Genomic DNA, 17,631 nt, shown 5'->3' on the forward strand with positions numbered 1-17,631 from the left:
TGAGCGTCAGACGTTGAGCCAGTGTCGGATCTGCTCGATGAGGCGTCCGGTGTCGACGGGCTTGGTGACGTAGTCACTGGCCCCGGCCGCGATGCTCTTCTCCTTGTCGCCCGGCATGGCCTTGGCCGTGACCGCGATGATCGGCAGGGCGGCGTACTGCGGCATGGCCCGGATCGCGCTTGTGGCGGCATAACCATCCATCTCCGGCATCATCACATCCATCAGGACGATATCGATATCGGGGTTGGCGATCAGGGTGTCGATGCCCAGCCGGCCGTTCTCGGCGTGCAGGACCGCCATGCCGTGGCTTTCCAGCATGCTGGTCAGCGCGAACAGGTTCCGGGTGTCGTCGTCGACCACCAGGACCGTCCGGCCCGCCAGCGGGCTGTCGCTCTCGACCGCCGCGGGCGCCGGCACCGGCTCGCGCCGGATCAGCGGCGGCACGTCCCCGGCCTGATTGGCGGTGAGGTGCAGGGCGATGCGCTCGCGCAGCTCGTCCAGGCTGGACAGCTGTTCGAGAGGCCGGTCCGGGGAGTGCGAGGGCAGGCGCGTCTCCTGCTGGGTGGTGCGCCAGCTGCTGTAGGCCAGGACGGGCACCCCGGCCAGGGCCGGGTCGCTCTCCATGGTCTCCAGCAGCTGGTAGGCCGCCCCCTCGGGCAGGTCGAGGTCGAGCACGATGCAGTGGAAGGGCTGGTCGGCGAGCGCGGCGGCCGCCTCCTGCACCCCCGCCGTGGTGATGAGCTCGATCGTCTCGTCCCACCTTCCCGACAGCTCCGTCACGACCGTCTCGGTGACCAGGGACAGCAGCCCGCGGGGCCGCTGCTCGATCACCAGGAGGCGGCGGTGCTGCGGAGACGGCGCCGCCGGCGGGCCGGCTTCCGCGGGCTCGTCCTGTCCGGGCTCCTGGGTCTCGGCGGAGGGCTTCGCGGCGACGGCGTGCTCCTCGAAATCCGGGTGGGCGATCGGCAGGTACAGGGTGAAGGTGCTGCCCTGGCCGGGCGCGCTCTGCGCGGTGATCGCGCCACCGAGCAGGTGGGCGATCTCGCGGCTGATCGACAGGCCCAGCCCGGTGCCGCCGTACTTGCGGCTGGTGGTGCCGTCGGCCTGCTGGAACGCCCCGAAGATCATTTCCAGCTGGTGCTCGTTGATGCCGATGCCGGTGTCGATGACCCGGAAGGCGAGCGCCGCGCCGTGGGCGCGCACGGTGGCGGGGAGCTCGCTGTGGCCGGCCGGCTCGATGCGCAGCTCGACGCCGCCGGTCTCGGTGAACTTGACCGCGTTCGACAGCAGGTTGGCCAGCACCTGGCGGAAGCGCGCGTCGTCGGTCAGCACCTCCACCGGGATGCCGGGCGCGGCGACGATCTGGAAGTCCAGGCTCTTCTGGCTGGTCATCGGCCGGAAGGTGGCCTCGACGTAGTCGATCAGCCGGCGCAGGGACACCCGCTCGGGGTTGACGTCCATCTTGCCCGCCTCGACCTTGGACAGGTCGAGGATGTCGTTGATGAGCTGCAGCAGGTCCGAGCCGGCCGAGTGGATGATCTCGGCGTACTCGACCTGCTTCGGGCTGAGGTTGCGCGTGTGGTTCTGGGCCAGCAACTGGGCCAGGATGAGCAGGGAGTTGAGCGGGGTGCGCAGCTCGTGGCTCATGTTGGCCAGGAACTCGCTCTTGTACTTGGAGGCCAGCGACAGCTGGTGGGCCCGCTCCTCCAGCTCCTGGCGGGCCTGCTCGATCTGCAGGTTCTTGGCCTCGATGTCCTGGTTCTGGCTGGCCAGCAGCCGCGCCTTCTCCTCCAGCTCGGCGTTGGAGCGCTGCAGCTCGTCCTGCTGGAGCTGGAGCTGGGTGGATCGGGCCTGCAACTCGGCGGTCAGGCGCTGGGACTCGGCCAGCAGCTCGTCGGTGCGGGCGTTGGCCACGATGGTGTTGAGATTGACGCCGATCGTCTCGGTGAGCTGCTCCAGGTAGGACCGGTGGACCGGGGTGAACGCGTGCACCGAGGCCAGCTCGATGACGCCGAGCACCTGCTCCTCGAAGATGACGGGCAGCACGACCAGGGCACTGGGCGGCGCCTCGCCGAGACCGGAGGAGATCTTGACGTATCCGGGCGGGAGATCGGTGAGGGCGATGCTCTTGCGCGTACTGGCGACCTGGCCGACCAGCCCCTCACCCAGCCTGAACCGGGTGGGACGATCGGCCTCGGCGGAGTAGCCGCAGGCGCTGATCAGCCGCAGCTCCTCGCCGTCGGCCAGGAAGAAGGCGCCGTACTGGGCGGACACCAGCGGCGTGAGCTCGTTCATGACCAGCTCGGCCACCGTGGCCAGGTCGCGGTGGCCCTGCATGAGCCCCGACATGCGGGCCAGGTTGGACTTGAGCCAGTCCTGCTCCTCGTTGGCCCGGGTGGTCTCGCGCAGCGACCCCACCATCGAGTTGATGTTGTCCTTCAGGTCCGCCAGCTCGCCCTCGGCGTCCACGGTGATCGATCTGGTCAGATCGCCCGAGGTCACCGCGCTGGTCACCGCCGCGATGGCGCGCACCTGCCGGGTCAGGTTGCCGGCCAGCTCGTTGACGTTCTCCGTCAACCGCTTCCACGTGCCCGACACGCCCTCCACCTCGGCCTGACCGCCGAGCCGTCCCTCGCTGCCCACCTCGCGGGCCACCCGCGTCACCTCGGCGGCGAACGACGACAGCTGGTCCACCATCGTGTTGATCGTGGTCTTCAGCTCCAGGATCTCCCCGCGCGCGTCCACGTCGATCTTGCGGGTCAGGTCGCCGCGCGCCACCGCCGTGGTGACCTGGGCGATGCTGCGCACCTGGTTGGTCAGGTTGTCGGCCATGGAGTTGACGCTGTCGGTGAGGTCCTTCCACGTGCCGGCCACGTTGGGCACCCGCGCCTGGCCGCCCAGCTGGCCCTCGGTGCCCACCTCGCGGGCCACCCGCGTCACCTCGTCGGCGAACGCGCTCAGCGTGTCCACCATCGTGTTGATCGTCTGTGCCAGGGCGGCCACCTCGCCCTTGGCCTCCACGGTGATCTTCTGCGACAGGTCGCCCTTGGCCACGGCCGTGGCCACCTGGGCGATGCTGCGTACCTGGCTGGTCAGGTTGGAGGCCATCACGTTGACGTTGTCGGTGAGGTCCTTCCAGGTGCCCGACACGCCCCGCACCGTGGCCTGGCCGCCCAGATTGCCCTCGGTGCCGACCTCGCGGGCGACCCGCGTCACCTCGTCGGCGAACGACGACAGCTGGTCGACCATCGTGTTGATGGTCTCCTTCAGCTCCAGGATCTCCCCGCGGGCGTCCACCCGGATCTTCTGCGACAGGTCGCCCTTGGCCACGGCCGTGGTCACCTCGGCGATGTTGCGCACCTGGGCGGTGAGGTTGTCGGCCATCACGTTGACCGACTCGGTCAGCGCCTTCCAGGTGCCCGAGACGCCCTTGACGTCGGCCTGGCCGCCCAGCCGCCCGTCGGTGCCGACCTCGCGGGCCACCCGCGTCACCTCGTCGGCGAACGACGACAGCTGGTCCACCATCGTGTTGAGGGTGTTCTTCAGCTCCAGGATCTCGCCCCGCGCCGACACGGTGATCTTCTGCGACAGGTCGCCGCGCGCCACCGCCGTGGCCACCTGGGCGATGCTGCGGACCTGGTCGGTGAGGTTGCCGGCCATGAAGTTGACCGAGTCGGTCAGATCCCGCCAGGTGCCGGCCACGCCCTTGACGTCGGCCTGACCGCCGAGCTCGCCCTCGGTGCCCACCTCACGGGCCACCCGCGTCACCTCGTCGGCGAACGACGACAGCTGGTCCACCATCGTGTTGACGGTGTTCTTCAGCTCCAGGATCTCGCCCCTGGCGTCCACGGTGATCTTCTGCGTCAGGTCACCCTTGGCCACGGCGGTGGTCACCTGGGCGATGCTGCGTACCTGGTCGGTCAGGTTGCCCGCCATGGCGTTGACGGACTCCGTCAGATCCCGCCAGGTGCCCGAGACGCCCTTGACCTCGGCCTGGCCACCCAGCCGCCCGTCGGTGCCCACCTCGCGGGCCACCCGCGTCACCTCGGAGGTGACCAGGGCCAGCTGGTCGACCATGCCGTTGAAGACGGAGGCGATCTCGCCGAACAGGCCGTCGGCGTCGTCGGGCAGCCTCGTCCCGAAGTTTCCGTCCTTGATCGCCGTCAGGCCGGCGAGCAGTTGCCGCAGCTCCGGCTCCTCCACCTCGGCTCCGGGAGCGCCGGCCGAACGTGACCCCTCGATGGTCGAGCCACTCATGTCCACCTCACTGTTCTGCCTCACGGTCAAGCCCGGTGCGATGCTGCAACTCTTCACGAGGCGATCACCACGCCCCGATCGACGCTTACATGACCGAAGAGTGGAGCGTTGTTGCCAGGATCTTGCAAGTGAGATTACTGGATTTGGGGGTGGCTTGTGATCCCAGGTCGTGCCACGAAGGTGGGTCGCCGGCCGGCCGCTGCCGCCCGCAGGCCGTGCTCACGGAACGGGCTGCGTGCGGAGACCGAGCTCGATCAGCGCCTGGGCGATCTCGACGGCCACGCCGGGGTCCCCGGCGAGCTCGCCTCGCGGGCGGCGGAGCCGCCGCGTTCGCCTCCGCCACCGACAGAGCGCCGCCAGGTAGATCACCCTCTCCGGGGCCGGCGGGCGGCCAGCTCGACTCGGGCGAACAGGGCGGCCAGCACGGCCAGCACGGCCGATGGGGCCAGGAGCCACAGCCAGCGCTGAGCCCACCAGCCGACGGTTGGCTCAGCAAGCAGGGTGCCACCCAGCCCTTCATAGGCCCACAGCACCACCAGGTACGCGGTCATGTGCCAGAGAAAGATGGTCAACGCGACCACGTTGAGGGCCACCACCGGCTTCCAGGCGGACGGTCGGCGTAGCAGGCGCTCGGCGGCCGGCGTGACCAGGGCCAGCAGCCCGAGTTGAAAGACGGCCAGGGCAGCGATGGTGGCGTTGGTCGGGAAGATGTTGGATTCGGCGCCGGCGGTGGACACCATCGAGAGGGGGTAACCCGCTCCTGCTGTCAGCCCGACCAGCCCGGCCAGCCCGGCCCCGACAACCGCCAGACGCTGCGCCAGCGGGCGCCACCCCAGCTCCCAGGTGCGCCAGGCGTAGCCGAGTTGGTGGCAGAACAGCCACACCAGGGCGGCGGTCACCCAGACCACCCAGGCCAGGCCGGCACCGCGGTGCGCCACGCTGCCGAGGGCGATCAGCAGCACGAGCGCTACCAGGACCCTGGCTCCGTAGCGGGCGTTCAGGCTCGCGGTGATCGGCACTGCGGCGATCAGCAGGCCGTACACACCCAGGAACCACAGCGGCGTCAGATAGCCGGGGAACCACTCCCACATCCATCGGTGCGGGCCGGGTAGGGCCGCCGCGATCAGCTCGCCGGCGAGCCAGAGCAGGGCCCAGACGGCAGTCGGCCAGAGCAGCCGGCGCAGCCGGCCTCGGACGAACTGGCCGGCGGTCGTCCCGCGCGCCTGAGCCCGCTGCCAGCCGACCAGGTTGGCGTACCCACCGACCAGAAAGAACACCGGCATGATCTGCAGCACCCAGGTGGCCAGCCGGCCACCGGGCACGGCATGGATCGGGTTGGGCATGGCCAGGCTGCCGTCGGCGCTGCGGTGGGTGACCGACAACGTCCAGTGCCAGAGGGTGACGACCAGGATGCACAGCGCGCGGGCGGCGTCGACCACCCGGTCGCGGGACGCCGGCGTGGCCGCCACCAGCCGGTCCAGTGTCGACCCCGCGCCCGCGACGCGGCGGGTCTGCCGGTCCTGGCGTCTGGTGCTCAGCGGTACAGCTCCTCGATGTCGGCCGCGAAGTCCTTGTGGACCAAGGCACGCTTGACCTTCAGGGTCGGGGTCAGATATCCGTTCTCTTCGGTCAGGTCGACCGGAAGGATCCGGAACCTGCGGATCGACTCGGCCCGGCTCACCGCCGTGTTGGCCTCGTCCACGGCCGTCTGCAGCCTGGCCAGCAGGTCCGGATCGTCGCGAAGCTCGGCCGGGCCGGCCTGCTCGGGCCTGCCGGCGGCCCGCTTCCATGACGACAGCGCCTCGGCGTCCAGGGTGATCAGCGCGGCGGTGTACGGCCGCCGGTCGCCGACGACCACCGCCTGGCTGATGAGCGGGTGGGTGCGCAGGCGGTCCTCGAGCGCCTCCGGGGCGAGGTTCTTGCCTCCGGCGGTGACGATGATCTCCTTCTTGCGGCCCGAGATCGTCAGGAACCCGTCCTCGTCCAGGGCGCCGAGGTCGCCGGTGCGCAGCCAGCCGTCGGCGGTCTGGCTCTCCCTGGTCGTCTGCTCGTTGCGCCAGTAGCCCTGGAACAGGATCGGGCCCTTGATCAGGATCTCGCCGTCGTCGGCGATGCGGATCTCGACACCGGGGAGGGGCGGCCCCACCGTGCCGATCTTCAGCGCGTGGGGCAGGTTCACGGTCGCGGCGGCAGTGGTCTCGGTCATCCCGTAGCCTTCCAGCACGGTGATGCCGATTCCTCGGAGGAAGTGGCCCAGCCGTACGCCCAGCGGCGCTCCGCCGGAGATGGCGTACCGGACCCGGCCGCCGAGCGCGGCCCGCAGCCGCCGGTACACCAGCCGGTCGGACAGGCGGTGTGCCAGGCGCAAGAGCCGGCCTGGCCGCCCATCGTCCAGCGCCTGGCTGTAGGCCACGGCGGTCCGGTCGGCCCAGTCGAAGATCCTCCCCTTGCCCTCGGCCTGGGCCCGCTGCTGAGCACCGTTGTAGACCCGCTCGAAGACCCTGGGCACCGCCAGCAGGAACGACGGTCGCAGGGCGGCCAGGTCCTCGGTCAGCCTGGCCTGGTCGGCGCTGTGCGCCAGGCAGATACCCCGCTCCACGCAGGCCACCTGGATCACCCGCGCGAATACGTGCGCCAGCGGGAGGAACAGCAGGGTCGAGGCGCCCTGGCCGAAGATCCGCTCCAGGCTGTCGATCGCGATGCGAGCCTCGTACAGCAGGTTGCCGTGACTCAGCATGCAGCCCTTCGGGCGGCCGGTGGTGCCGGAGGTGTAGATGATCGTCGCCAGGTCGTCGGCCGACACCGCCCGGCGGCGCTCGCGCAGCTGAGCGTCGTCCACGTCCAGCCCGCCCTCGCGGAGACGGTCCAGCCCGCCGCCGTCGATCTGCCACACCCGCAGCGGCCCGGGCAGGCCCTCGGCCACGCTCTCGACCAGGCGGCGATGCGTCTCGCTCTCGACCACCGCCGCGACCGGGCCGGCGTCCTCCAGCACCCAGCGGACCTGCTCGGCCGAGGAGGTCTCGTAGATCGGGACCGGCAGCGCCGCCACCGTCCACAGGGCATAGTCCACCAGCGTCCACTCGTAGCTGGTGGCGGCCAGCAGCGCGACCCGATCGCCGGGCCGGATCCCGGCGGCGAGGAAGCCGGCCGCCAGGCCGCGGACGTCGGCCGCGAACTGCCTGGCCGTCACCGGACGCCAGCTGCCGGCCGACCGGCGCTGGAACAGGACCATGTCACCGTTCACCCGGTCGTCGGCGAACACCACGTCGGCGAGCTGGGCATCGGGGGCAACCGTTATCGGGGCCGGGACCGCATAGACACGCATCGTCCATCTCCCTGTGCGGAAGCGGAAAGGGCCAACCAGGCGGCGTCGGCGGGCTGCGGCACCGGGCGCCGCATGTACGGCGGCGAGAAGCCGCCAATTAGCCTGATTCCCCAGGTCACCAGGCACACACCTGACACGTCCCCACCGGGAGGACGAGCGACAAGTAGAATGACAGCATGCCCAGGACCTGGGGAATCGCCTGATCAGAACCCCTGGGAACAACGTGAGCGCCGACATCCTGCTGGATGGAGACTCTCGTGGCAACCACCAAAACCGAGCGCCGGGCCGTCACCGCGGACCTGGTGAACCGGCTCGCCCATCCCACCGACGCTGACGTCGCCGCTGTCGACGCGTGGTGGCGCGCCAACAACTACCTGACCGTCGGCCAGATCTACCTGATGGCCAACCCGCTGCTGCGCGAGCCGCTGGCCGGCGAGCACATCAAGCCGCGGCTCCTGGGGCACTGGGGCACCAGCCCTGGCCTGGCGCTGGTGTACGCGCACGCGTCCCGGCTGATCCGGCACACCGGGCAGCAGATGATCTACCTGGCCGGTCCCGGGCACGGCGGCCCGACGCTGGTCGGGGCCGGCTACCTGGAGGGCACCTACACCGAGATCTACCCGCACATCACCATGGACGAGGAGGGGCTGCTGCGGCTGTTCCGTCAGTTCTCCGCACCCGGTGGAATACCCAGCCACGCGTCGGTGCCGACCCCGGGCTCGATCCACGAGGGCGGCGAGCTCGGCTACGTGCTGCTGCACGCCTTCGGAGCGGTGATGGACAACCCGGATCTCATCGCACTGGCGGTGGTCGGTGACGGGGAGGCGGAGACGGGTCCGCTGGAGGGGTCGTGGAACGGGATCTCCTTCCTGAACCCTGTCCGCGACGGCGCGGTTCTGCCGGTTCTCCATGTGAACGGCGCGAAGATCGCCGGGCCGACCCTGCTGGCCCGCAAGGACCGGGACGAGGTCCGGTCCTTGCTGACCGGGCACGGGTATGACGTGATCGAGGTTGAGGGTGACGACCTGCCCGGCATGCACCACCGGTTCGCCGACGCGCTGACGCGGGCGTGGACGTCGATCAAGGCGATCCAGGCGGAGGCCCGCGGCGGCGACTGGGACGGCACCCGGCCCCGGTGGCCGATGATCGTGCTGCGGACGCCGAAGGGCTGGACCGGACCGGACGTGGTGGATGGAGTGCAGGTGTCGGGCACGTGGCGCTCTCACCAGGTGCCGCTGGCCGGAATTAAGGGCGACAAGGAGCACCTGCGGATCCTTGAGGACTGGATGCGCTCCTACCGGCCCGAGGATCTCTTCGACGACCACGGCGCGCCCGAGGCGCTGGCGTTGTCGATCAACCCCGAGGGAGAGCTGCGGATGAGCGGCAACCCGCACGCCAACGGGGGCCTGCTCACCGTCGACCTGGACCTGCCCGACTTCCGCGACTACGCGGTGCCGGTGGAGGCGCCGGGCCGGGACCGGCTCGAGTCGACCCGCAAGCTCGGCGAGCTCATGCGCGACACCTACGAACGCAACCCGGACCGGTTCCGGCTCTTCTGTCCCGACGAGACCAACAGCAACCGGCTCGGGGCGGTGTTCGAGGTGTCCGACCGGGCGTTCGCGGAGCGCGTGACCGAGGAGGATGTCGCGATATCGCGGGACGGCCGGGTGATGGAGGTGCTCTCGGAGCATGCCTGCCACGGCTGGCTCGAGGGGTACACGCTGACCGGCCGGCACGGCTGGTTCGCCACCTACGAGGCGTTCGCCATGGTGTCGGTCTCGCAGACCGTGCAGCATGCGAAGTGGCTGCAGGAGGCGCACGATCTGGCGTGGCGGGTGCCGGTGCCGAGCCTGAACATCCTGCTGACCTCGACCGCCTGGCGCCAGGACCACAACGGGTTCAGCCACCAGGGGCCCGGACTGATCCAGAACGTGATCACCCACCGCGGCACGATCAGCCGGGTCTACCTGCCGCCGGACGCGAACACGCTGCTGTCGGTGGCCGACCACTGCATGCGGTCGCGGTCGCGCGTGAACCTCGTCGTCATCGACAAGCAGCCGCAGCTGCAGTGGCTGCCCATGGACGAGGCGGTGGCCCACTGCGCCCGGGGTGCCGGGGTGTGGCCGTGGGCAGGCACCGAGGACGGGCGGTCGGACCCCGACATCGTGCTCGCGTGCGCCGGGGACGTGGTCACCATGGAGACCGTCGCGGCGGCGAACATCCTGCGCGAGCGCCTGCCGCACTTCGCCACCAGAGTGGTCAACGTGGTCAACCTGATGACGTTGCCATCACGCGCGGTCCACCCGAACGGCATGGACGACCTCCTGTTCCGGGAGCTGTTCACCGACCGCGTCGACGTGCTGTTCGCCTTTCACGGCTACCCGGGCGCGATCCACCAGCTGGTGCACGGCCGGCCGGGCCCGGACAGGTTCCATGTGCGCGGGTTCGTCGAGGAGGGCACGACCACGACCCCGTTCGACATGGTGGTACGCAACCGGGCATCTCGGTACCACCTGGTGATCGACGCGCTGAACGCCGCGCGGCGGACCCCGGCCGGGGCGAGCGAGCTGAAGGCATGGTGCGAGCAGCAGCTCCTCCGCCACGAGCGGTACGTGGTCGAGCACCTGCAGGACATGCCGGAGGTGCGGGACTGGTCGCTGGGCGACTGGGCAGAGCGGGGCTGAGCACGGTGGGCCGGCCTCGCGGAATCGCGTTATGCGGCTTCACGGCGATCGTTGCTCGGCGCGTCCGCCATGGATCCTTTGCCCACATAAGCGATGGTCCTTGCTGGAGCCTCGCTTCCCCACCCGTGTCAGGGGAAGGCCAGACATCAGCCGTGTCGCCGGGGTGCTGGGGGCGACGCCGGCGGCGTTCGGGGGGTGATCATGGCAGAGCGTGTCGAAGGGACGATGAAGGCGTTCGTGATGAAGGAGATCGGACGCGTCGGCTTCATGGACAAGCCCGTGCCGCGGCCAGGCCCGTCGGACGCCATCGTACGGACGACCAGTGCCCTGATCTGCACGTCGGATTCCCACACGGTCAAGGGCGGCATCGGGCCCCGGGAGAACCTGACGCTCGGCCACGAGGGGGTCGGTGTGGTGCACGAGGTCGGAGACGAGGTACGGAACTTCCGCCCCGGCGATCGTGTTCTGGTCGGCGCGATCACCCCTGACTGGGGCGATCTCGCCTCTCAGAACGGTCATCCGTCACAATCCGGCGGGCCCCTCGGCGGGTTCAAGTTCGCCAATTCCAAGGACGGGGTCTTCGCCGAGTATTTCCACGTGAACGAGGCCGACGCCAACCTGGCGAAGATCCCCGACGGCGTCCCCGACGAGATGGCCGTCTACTGCGCCGACATGCTCTCGACCGGGTTCATGGGCGCGGAGAACGGCAACATCCCCCTCGGCGGGACGGTGGCCGTGCTCGCCCAGGGCCCGGTGGGCCTCATGGCCACCGCGGGCGCCAAACTGCGCGGCGCCGGCCTGGTCATCGGGGTCGAATCGGTGCCCAGTAGGCAGAAGCTCGCCCGCGACTACGGCGCCGACGAGATCGTCGACTTCACCACCGAGGACGTCGTCGAGCGCATCCTCGAGCTGACCCAGGGGCACGGCGTGGACACCGCCATCGAGGCCCTCGGCGCGGACGTCACCTTCCAGACCGCCATAAAGATCACTAAACCGGGCGGGACGGTGTCCAACACCGGCTATTACGGAGAGGGCGAGTTCGTGCGCATTCCCCGGATCGAGTGGGGCGTCGGGATGGCCGACAAGACGATCACGACCGGCCTGTGCCCGGGCGGCAGGCTGCGCATGGAGCGGCTGCTGCGCGTTCTGGAGAGCAAGCGGCTCGATCCCACGCACATGACCACCCACACGTTCCGCTTCGACGAGATGGAGCGCGCCTTCGAGGTCGCGGACAAGAAGCTCGACGACATGGTGAAAGTGCTGATCACCTTCTCGTGACGGAAGCTGATCATCATCCAGTAACGGACAGCGGCGACGTCCGCCTGCCAGGAGCACCCCCCTCTCCGACGGTGCACGTCGGCACGGAGGAGAAGGCCAGGCATGCTCGACCTCGATCCACCCTTTCGCCCGGTGCGCCGCCGGGAGGGCTATCTGGCGCTGGAGGACCTGGGCCTCATCGGCGACGGCACGACGGCGGCGCTGGTCGGCGTCGACGGTTCGATCCCGTGGCTGTGCCTGCCCCACTTCGACAGCGACCCGCTGCTGTGCGGCCTGCTGGACCATGAGCGCGGCGGCCACTTCACGTTGACCGTGGACGACCTGCGCGAGGCCCGGCAGTTCTACGAGCCGGACACCGCGGTGCTGGTGACCGAACTGCGCAGCTCGACCGGCCTGGTCCGGATCAGCGACGCGCTGGTTCTGCGTGCCGGCGCCGACCTCAGCGACGACGCGGGCGGCGGACGGGGCGAGCTGGTGCGGTCCGCGGTCGTCCAGGCCGGGACCGTGCGGCTGCGGGCGGAGTTGGAGCCGCGCGGCGGCGGGCAGGCGCGGGCCCTTTACGGCGGTCTGGAGGTGCGCGTCTCCTGGCGGCCCGACCTGCGGCTGCATCTGCGTTCCAACCGTCCGCTGACCGGCCTGCGCACCGCGCACGACCTTCAGGAGGGCGACCGCCTCGATCTGGTGCTGTCCTGGGGCCGCATCCACCGCCATCACCGGTTCGACCCGGAGGCGATGCTGCGGCAGACCGCCGAGGCCTGGCGGCGCTGGATGCGCAAGTGCAGCTACCGCGGACCGCAGGAAGCGCTGGTCCGGCGCTCGGTGATCACGCTGAAGCTGTGCGACGACTGGGGCAACGGCTCGCTGGTCGCGGCGCCCACCTCCTCATTGCCCGCGCCAATCGGCGGGGTGCGCAACTGGGACTACCGCTACACCTGGATCCGCGACGCCTCCTACGCCGTGTTCGCGCTGCGCCGCGTCGGCTTCGAGGAGGAGGCCGACGCCTTCCTCGGCTGGGTCCTGGACGCCTTCGAGCAGAGCGGCCATCCGCGCATCATGTACACCCTCGGCGGCCGCACCGTACCGGAAGAGATCCACGACGCCGGCCTGGAGGGTTACCGGCGCTCGGCGCCGGTGCGGTGGGGCAACGGCGCCGCCGACCAGCGCCAGCACGACGTCTACGGCGAGGTGCTGGACTGCGCCGACCAGTGGCTGCTCCCCGGCCGGGAGCTCCAGCCCGCGCTGTGGTCCGGTCTGGCGGAGCTGGCCGAGGCCGCCGCGCACACGTGGCGGCAGCCGGATCAGGGCATCTGGGAGGTCCGCAGCGCAGGCCGGGTCTTCACCTACTCGGCCGGCATGTGCCAGGTGGCCTTGGACCGGGCCGCTGCCATCGGCGAGCGGCTCGGCCTGTCCGGGCCGATCGCCACCTGGCGCGCCACCGCCGAAAAGCTCCGCCAACTCATCCTGGACCAGGCCTGGAACGAGGACAAGCAGTGCCTGAGCGAGCACCTCGACGGCGGCGGCGGCCTGGATGCCAGCCTGCTGGCGCTGCCGCTGCGCAAGGTCGTCCCGGCCGGCCACCCACGCATGACGGCCACCACCGCGGCCATCGCCGAACGCCTGTCGGCCGGTGACGGCCTGCTCTACCGCTACCTGCACCAGCAGTCGCCCGACGGGCTGCCCGGAGACGAGGGCGCTTTCCTGCTGTGCAGCTTCTGGCTGGTCGACAACCTGATCCTGCAGGGCCACCAGGACCGGGCCGAGGACCTGTATGCGTCGCTGTGCGCCCGCGCCAACCCGGTCGGGCTGATGCCCGAGCAGATCGACCCGTCCACGGGAGCATTCATGGGCAACTTCCCGCAGGCGTTCAGCCACATCGGGATCATCGCCAGCGGCGTCAACCTGGCACGAGCGAAAGCAGGTACCACGGCATGACCGACCGGCTCATCATCCTCGGCGCCACCGGCGACCTCAACGCCCGCTATCTGCTGCCGGCTCTGGCCGCCCTGCGCGCGGCCGGGCACCTCGCCGACCGGTTCGAACTCACGTGCGCCGACCGGCAGGACTGGACCGGCGAGGAGTTCCGCCGCTGGGCCTCCGCCCAGCTCGACCAGCACGCCCCGACAGAGCCCGGCGAGATCAGGAAGGCGATCGCCGACTCCGCCCGCTACCGGCAGGCGGACGCCACCGACGCCGCTGACATCGCCTCGCTCGTCGCCGGTGACGGACCGGTCGCCGTCTACCTCGCCCTGCCGCCGGCGATCTTCCCCGGCACGGTCGCCGCCCTGGACTCCGCGAACCTGCCGCCGGGCAGCCGGATCGTGCTGGAGAAGCCGTTCGGCGAAGACCTCGACAGCGCGGTGGAGCTGAACCGGCTGCTGACGGGGGTCGTGCCCGAGCAGGCGGTGTTCCGCGTCGACCACTTCCTGGCCATGACAACCGTCCAGAACGTGCTCGGCAGCCGGCTGGCCAACCGCGTCCTGGAGCCCATCTGGAACAGCGCGCACATCTCCGAGGTGGAGATCGTCTGGGACGAGACCCTCGCCCTGGAGGGCAGGGCGGGATACTACGACGGCGTCGGGGCGCTCAAGGACATGGTGCAGAACCACCTGCTCCAGGTGCTGTGCCTGGTGGCCATGGAACCGCCACTGAGCCTCGGCGAGCGCGACCTGCGCGACCGGAAGATCGACGTGCTGCGCTCGGTGCGCCCGCTCACCGACGACGACGTCGTACACCGCACCCGCCGCGCACGCTACCTGGCCGGCCGCGTCGGCGAACGCGACGTCCCCGCCTATGCCGAGGAGGACGGCGTGGACCCGCGACGCCGCACCGAGACCTTCGCCGAGGTGGAGCTGGAACTCGAAAGCTGGCGCTGGTCCGGCACGACCTTCCGGCTCCGCAGCGGCAAGGCGCTCGGCCATGACCGCAAAGAGGTCGCAGTACGCTTCCGGCCCGTACCGCACCTGCCCTTCGGCTTCAACGAGGAAGCCACGCCCAACGTGCTGCGCTTCGGGCTGGAGCCGGAGAGCATGACCCTGGCGCTGACCGGCATCGGCGCCGGCGCCCACGACCTCACCCCGCTCACCCTCGCCGCGCAGCCGCCGCCCCCCGAGCTGCCTGCCTACGGCCGGCTGCTGCTGGACGTGCTGCACGGCAACGCCGCCCTGTCCATCCGCGGCGACGAGGCCGAAGAGGCCTGGCGGGTCCTCGCACCGGTCATGTCGGCCTGGTCCAGGGACCTGGTGCCGCTTGCCGAATACCCGGCCGGATCGGACGGGCCTGCCTCGGTGGGGGGCAGCTGATGCCGTCGACGGAGCGCGCCACGGGCGGCCTGCGCAGCCAGGCCTGGTGGGACAACGCGGGCAATCCGGAGATGACGGCGCTGTATCTCGAACGCTATCTCAACTTCGGGCTGACCCCGGCCGAGCTCCAGTCCGGCCGGCCGATCATCGGCATCGCCCAGACGGGTAGCGACCTCGTTCCCTGCAACCGCCACCACCTCGACCTGGCCGGCCGGGTCAGGGACGGGGTCCGCGACGGCGGCGGCATACCGCTCGAGTTTCCCGTCCATCCGCTGCAGGAGACCGGTAAGCGCCCGACTGCGGCGCTGGATCGCAACCTCGCCTACCTCGGGCTGGTCGAGGTGCTCTACGGATATCCCCTCGACGGAGTCGTTCTGACGACAGGCTGTGACAAGACCACGCCCGCGTGCCTGGCCGCGGCGGCCACGGTGAACATCCCGGCGATCGTCCTGTCCGGAGGGCCGATGCTCAACGGCTATCACCAGGGCCAGCGGATGGCCGCGTCGGGCTCAGGTCTGGTGATCTGGCAGTCCAAGCGGCTGCTCGCCACCGGGGAGATCGACTACGACGAATTCATGGCGCGCGTGGCCGCTTCCGCGCCCAGCATCGGTCACTGCAACACGATGGGCACCGCGCTGTCGATGAACAGCCTGGCCGAGGCCCTGGGGATGTCCCTGCCGGGCTGCGCGGCGATCCCGGCCCCCTACCGCCGGCGAGCGCAGATGGCCTACGACACAGGCCGTCGCGCAGTGGATCTCGTACGCGAGGACCTCACCCCGCGCAAGATCATGACCTTGTCGGCCTTCGAGAACGCGATCGTGGTCGCCTCGGCCATCGCCGCCTCCACCAACGTGCCCATCCACATCAACGCCATCGCGCGGCACGTCGGGGTGCCGCTGACCATCCAGGACTGGCAACGCGTCGGAGCCGACATCCCGGTGCTGACGAACGTCGCCCCCGCCGGTGAGTTCCTCGGTGAGGACTTCTACCGCGCCGGCGGAGTGCCCGCCGTCATGCGGTCGCTGCTGGCTGCAGGGCGGCTGCACGGCGACGCCCTGACCGTCTCCGGCCGTACCGTGGCCGAGAACCTGGCCGATGCCCCGCCCGGCGACCCGACGGTCATCCGTCCCTTCGACGAGCCTTTCGCCGCGCGCGGCGGACTTCTCGTCATGACGGGCAACCTGTTCGCCTCCGCGGTCATGAAGACCTCGGTCCTCACCGACGACCTGCGCGCGGTGTCCGACTATCGCGCCATCGTCTTCGACGGGCCCGAGGACTACCACGCCCGCATCCAAGATCCCGAACTGGGCATAGACGAGAACTGCATCCTCGTCATCCGCTACACCGGGCCGATCGGCTATCCGGGATCGGCCGAGGTCGTGAACATGGAGACCCCCACCGCGCTGCTCCGGCGGGGCGTCACTACGTTGCCCACGCTCGGTGACGGCCGCCAGAGCGGCACCTCGGACGCACCGTCCATCCTCAACGCCAGCCCCGAGGCCGCGGCCGGCGGCAATCTCGCCATCCTGCGCACCGGCGACCTCATCCGTATCGACCTGGACAACGCGCGCGTCGACGTCCTGCTGCCGGATGAGGAGATCGCCGCGCGGTGGGCCCAGCACACACCGCCGGTATTCGACAACCAGACACCGTGGCAGGAGATCTACCGCTCCACGGTCGGGCAACTGGACAGCGGAGGCTGCTTGGAGCTCGCCCTGTCCTACCAGGACCTCGTACACACCAAGGGGATTCCCCGTGACTCGCACTGACGCCAGAGGCACCATCATGATCGCCGACTACGACTTCGGCGATGTGGACATCGAACGCGCGATCGTCGAGGGCGCCGGGTTCGAGCTGCTCGCCGCGCAGTGCAAGAGCGAGGACGAGGTGATCGAAAAGGGCCGGGACGTCGATGGCGTGCTGACCCAGTACGTTCGGGTCGGTTCCCGCGCCATCGACGCGTTCACCCGTTGCCGGGTGATCGCTCGCTACGGCACGGGCGTGGACATCGTCGACGTCGACGCCGCGACCCGGCGGGGCATCCAGGTCACGAACGCGCCGAACGAGTGGTGCGCCGAGGAGGTCGCCGACCACGCCGTCGCGCTCTGGCTGGCCGCCGCCCGCAAGATCTGCGCATACGACCGGGCGACCCGGCAGGGCGTATGGCAGTGGCAGAGCGGGGAGCCGATCTGGCGGCTGCGGGGACGGGTGTTCGGGCTGCTGTCCTTCGGCGCCATCGCACAGCTCATCGCCGAACGCGCCAGAGCGTTCGGCGTCGAGGTCTGGGCGCACGACCCGTTCCTCGACGACTCCGAGATCCGATCACGCCAGGTGCGGCCGGTGTCCTTCGACCAACTCGTGGAAGGCTCCGACTACCTCGTGATCCAGGCACCACTCACCCCCGAGACACACCACACCTTCGACCGTACGACGCTCCGCAGGATGAAGCCGACCGCCCTCCTCATCAACACCGGTCGCGGCCCGATCGTGGAAGATACGGCGATCTACCAGGCACTCACCGAGGGATGGATCGCCGGCGCAGCACTGGACGACCTCGAGGAGGAACCCGCGAAACAGCGCGACTGGCGCCCCCGAAACCCCCTGTTCACGCTGCCTGACGTGATCGTCACTCCCCACGCCGCCTACTACTCCGAGCAGGCCATCACAACCGTGCGGCGCATCGCCGCAGAAGAGGCCGTACGGGTCCTGACCGGACGACCGGCCCGTTACCCGGTCAACGAGGTGCCGACCGGTTCCCGTCCCTGAGCCAGGAAGCCAGCTCGTCGAT

The 17,631-nt window shown here is 70.1% G+C and carries 9 protein-coding genes; 6 read left to right on the plus strand and 3 right to left on the minus strand.

Annotated features, from left to right (window positions below; translation table 11 throughout):
• Positions 1-6 precede the first annotated feature (6 nt).
• From HD596_RS54660 to HD596_RS54670, 3 genes are all read right to left on the minus strand, one after another.
• Complete coding sequence (locus HD596_RS54660) at positions 7-4,257, minus strand: HAMP domain-containing protein (RefSeq protein WP_185077290.1); 4,251 nt, start codon at positions 4,255-4,257, stop codon at positions 7-9.
• A 365-nt stretch (positions 4,258-4,622) separates the two neighbouring features.
• Entirely contained in the window at positions 4,623-5,726 is a 1,104-nt protein-coding gene (locus HD596_RS54665; protein ID WP_313047118.1) for an acyltransferase family protein, read from the minus strand.
• A 65-nt stretch (positions 5,727-5,791) separates the two neighbouring features.
• Positions 5,792-7,582 (minus strand): AMP-dependent synthetase/ligase, encoded by a 1,791-nt coding sequence (locus HD596_RS54670; RefSeq protein WP_185077292.1) that lies wholly within the window; start codon positions 7,580-7,582, stop codon positions 5,792-5,794.
• Positions 7,583-7,881: 299 nt separating this feature from the next.
• On the opposite strand from HD596_RS54670, the gene HD596_RS54675 reads away from it, so the two are divergent.
• The 6 genes from HD596_RS54675 to HD596_RS54700 all read left to right on the plus strand — a co-directional run bounded on the left by HD596_RS54675 (position 7,882) and on the right by HD596_RS54700 (position 17,609).
• The gene (locus tag HD596_RS54675; RefSeq protein ID WP_246558430.1) at positions 7,882-10,266 is read left to right on the plus strand and encodes a phosphoketolase family protein; all 2,385 of its coding nucleotides are present in this window, start codon (positions 7,882-7,884) and stop codon (positions 10,264-10,266) included.
• A 201-nt stretch (positions 10,267-10,467) separates the two neighbouring features.
• Positions 10,468-11,544: an NAD(P)-dependent alcohol dehydrogenase gene (locus HD596_RS54680; RefSeq protein WP_246555479.1), complete on the plus strand. Its 1,077-nt coding sequence runs from the start codon at positions 10,468-10,470 to the stop codon at positions 11,542-11,544.
• A gap of 102 nt (positions 11,545-11,646) precedes the next feature.
• Complete coding sequence (locus HD596_RS54685) at positions 11,647-13,476, plus strand: glycoside hydrolase family 15 protein (protein WP_185077294.1); 1,830 nt, start codon at positions 11,647-11,649, stop codon at positions 13,474-13,476.
• The gene (locus tag HD596_RS54690) at positions 13,473-14,843 is read left to right on the plus strand and encodes a glucose-6-phosphate dehydrogenase (RefSeq protein WP_185077296.1); all 1,371 of its coding nucleotides are present in this window, start codon (positions 13,473-13,475) and stop codon (positions 14,841-14,843) included. Before HD596_RS54685 ends, HD596_RS54690 begins: the two co-directional genes overlap by 4 nt.
• Positions 14,843-16,612 carry an IlvD/Edd family dehydratase gene (locus tag HD596_RS54695; protein ID WP_185077297.1) on the plus strand — a complete coding sequence of 590 codons (1,770 nt, stop codon included), beginning with the start codon at positions 14,843-14,845 and terminating at the stop codon, positions 16,610-16,612. The genes HD596_RS54690 and HD596_RS54695 overlap by 1 nt, the downstream gene beginning before the upstream one ends.
• Positions 16,599-17,609, plus strand: a complete 1,011-nt coding sequence (locus HD596_RS54700) for a C-terminal binding protein (protein ID WP_185077298.1) — start codon at positions 16,599-16,601, stop codon at positions 17,607-17,609. Before HD596_RS54695 ends, HD596_RS54700 begins: the two co-directional genes overlap by 14 nt.
• Positions 17,610-17,631: the final 22 nt, after the last annotated feature.

Origin of the sequence: Nonomuraea jabiensis (genome assembly GCF_014204795.1) — a bacterium.
In the GTDB taxonomy this organism is placed as follows: domain Bacteria; phylum Actinomycetota; class Actinomycetes; order Streptosporangiales; family Streptosporangiaceae; genus Nonomuraea; species Nonomuraea jabiensis.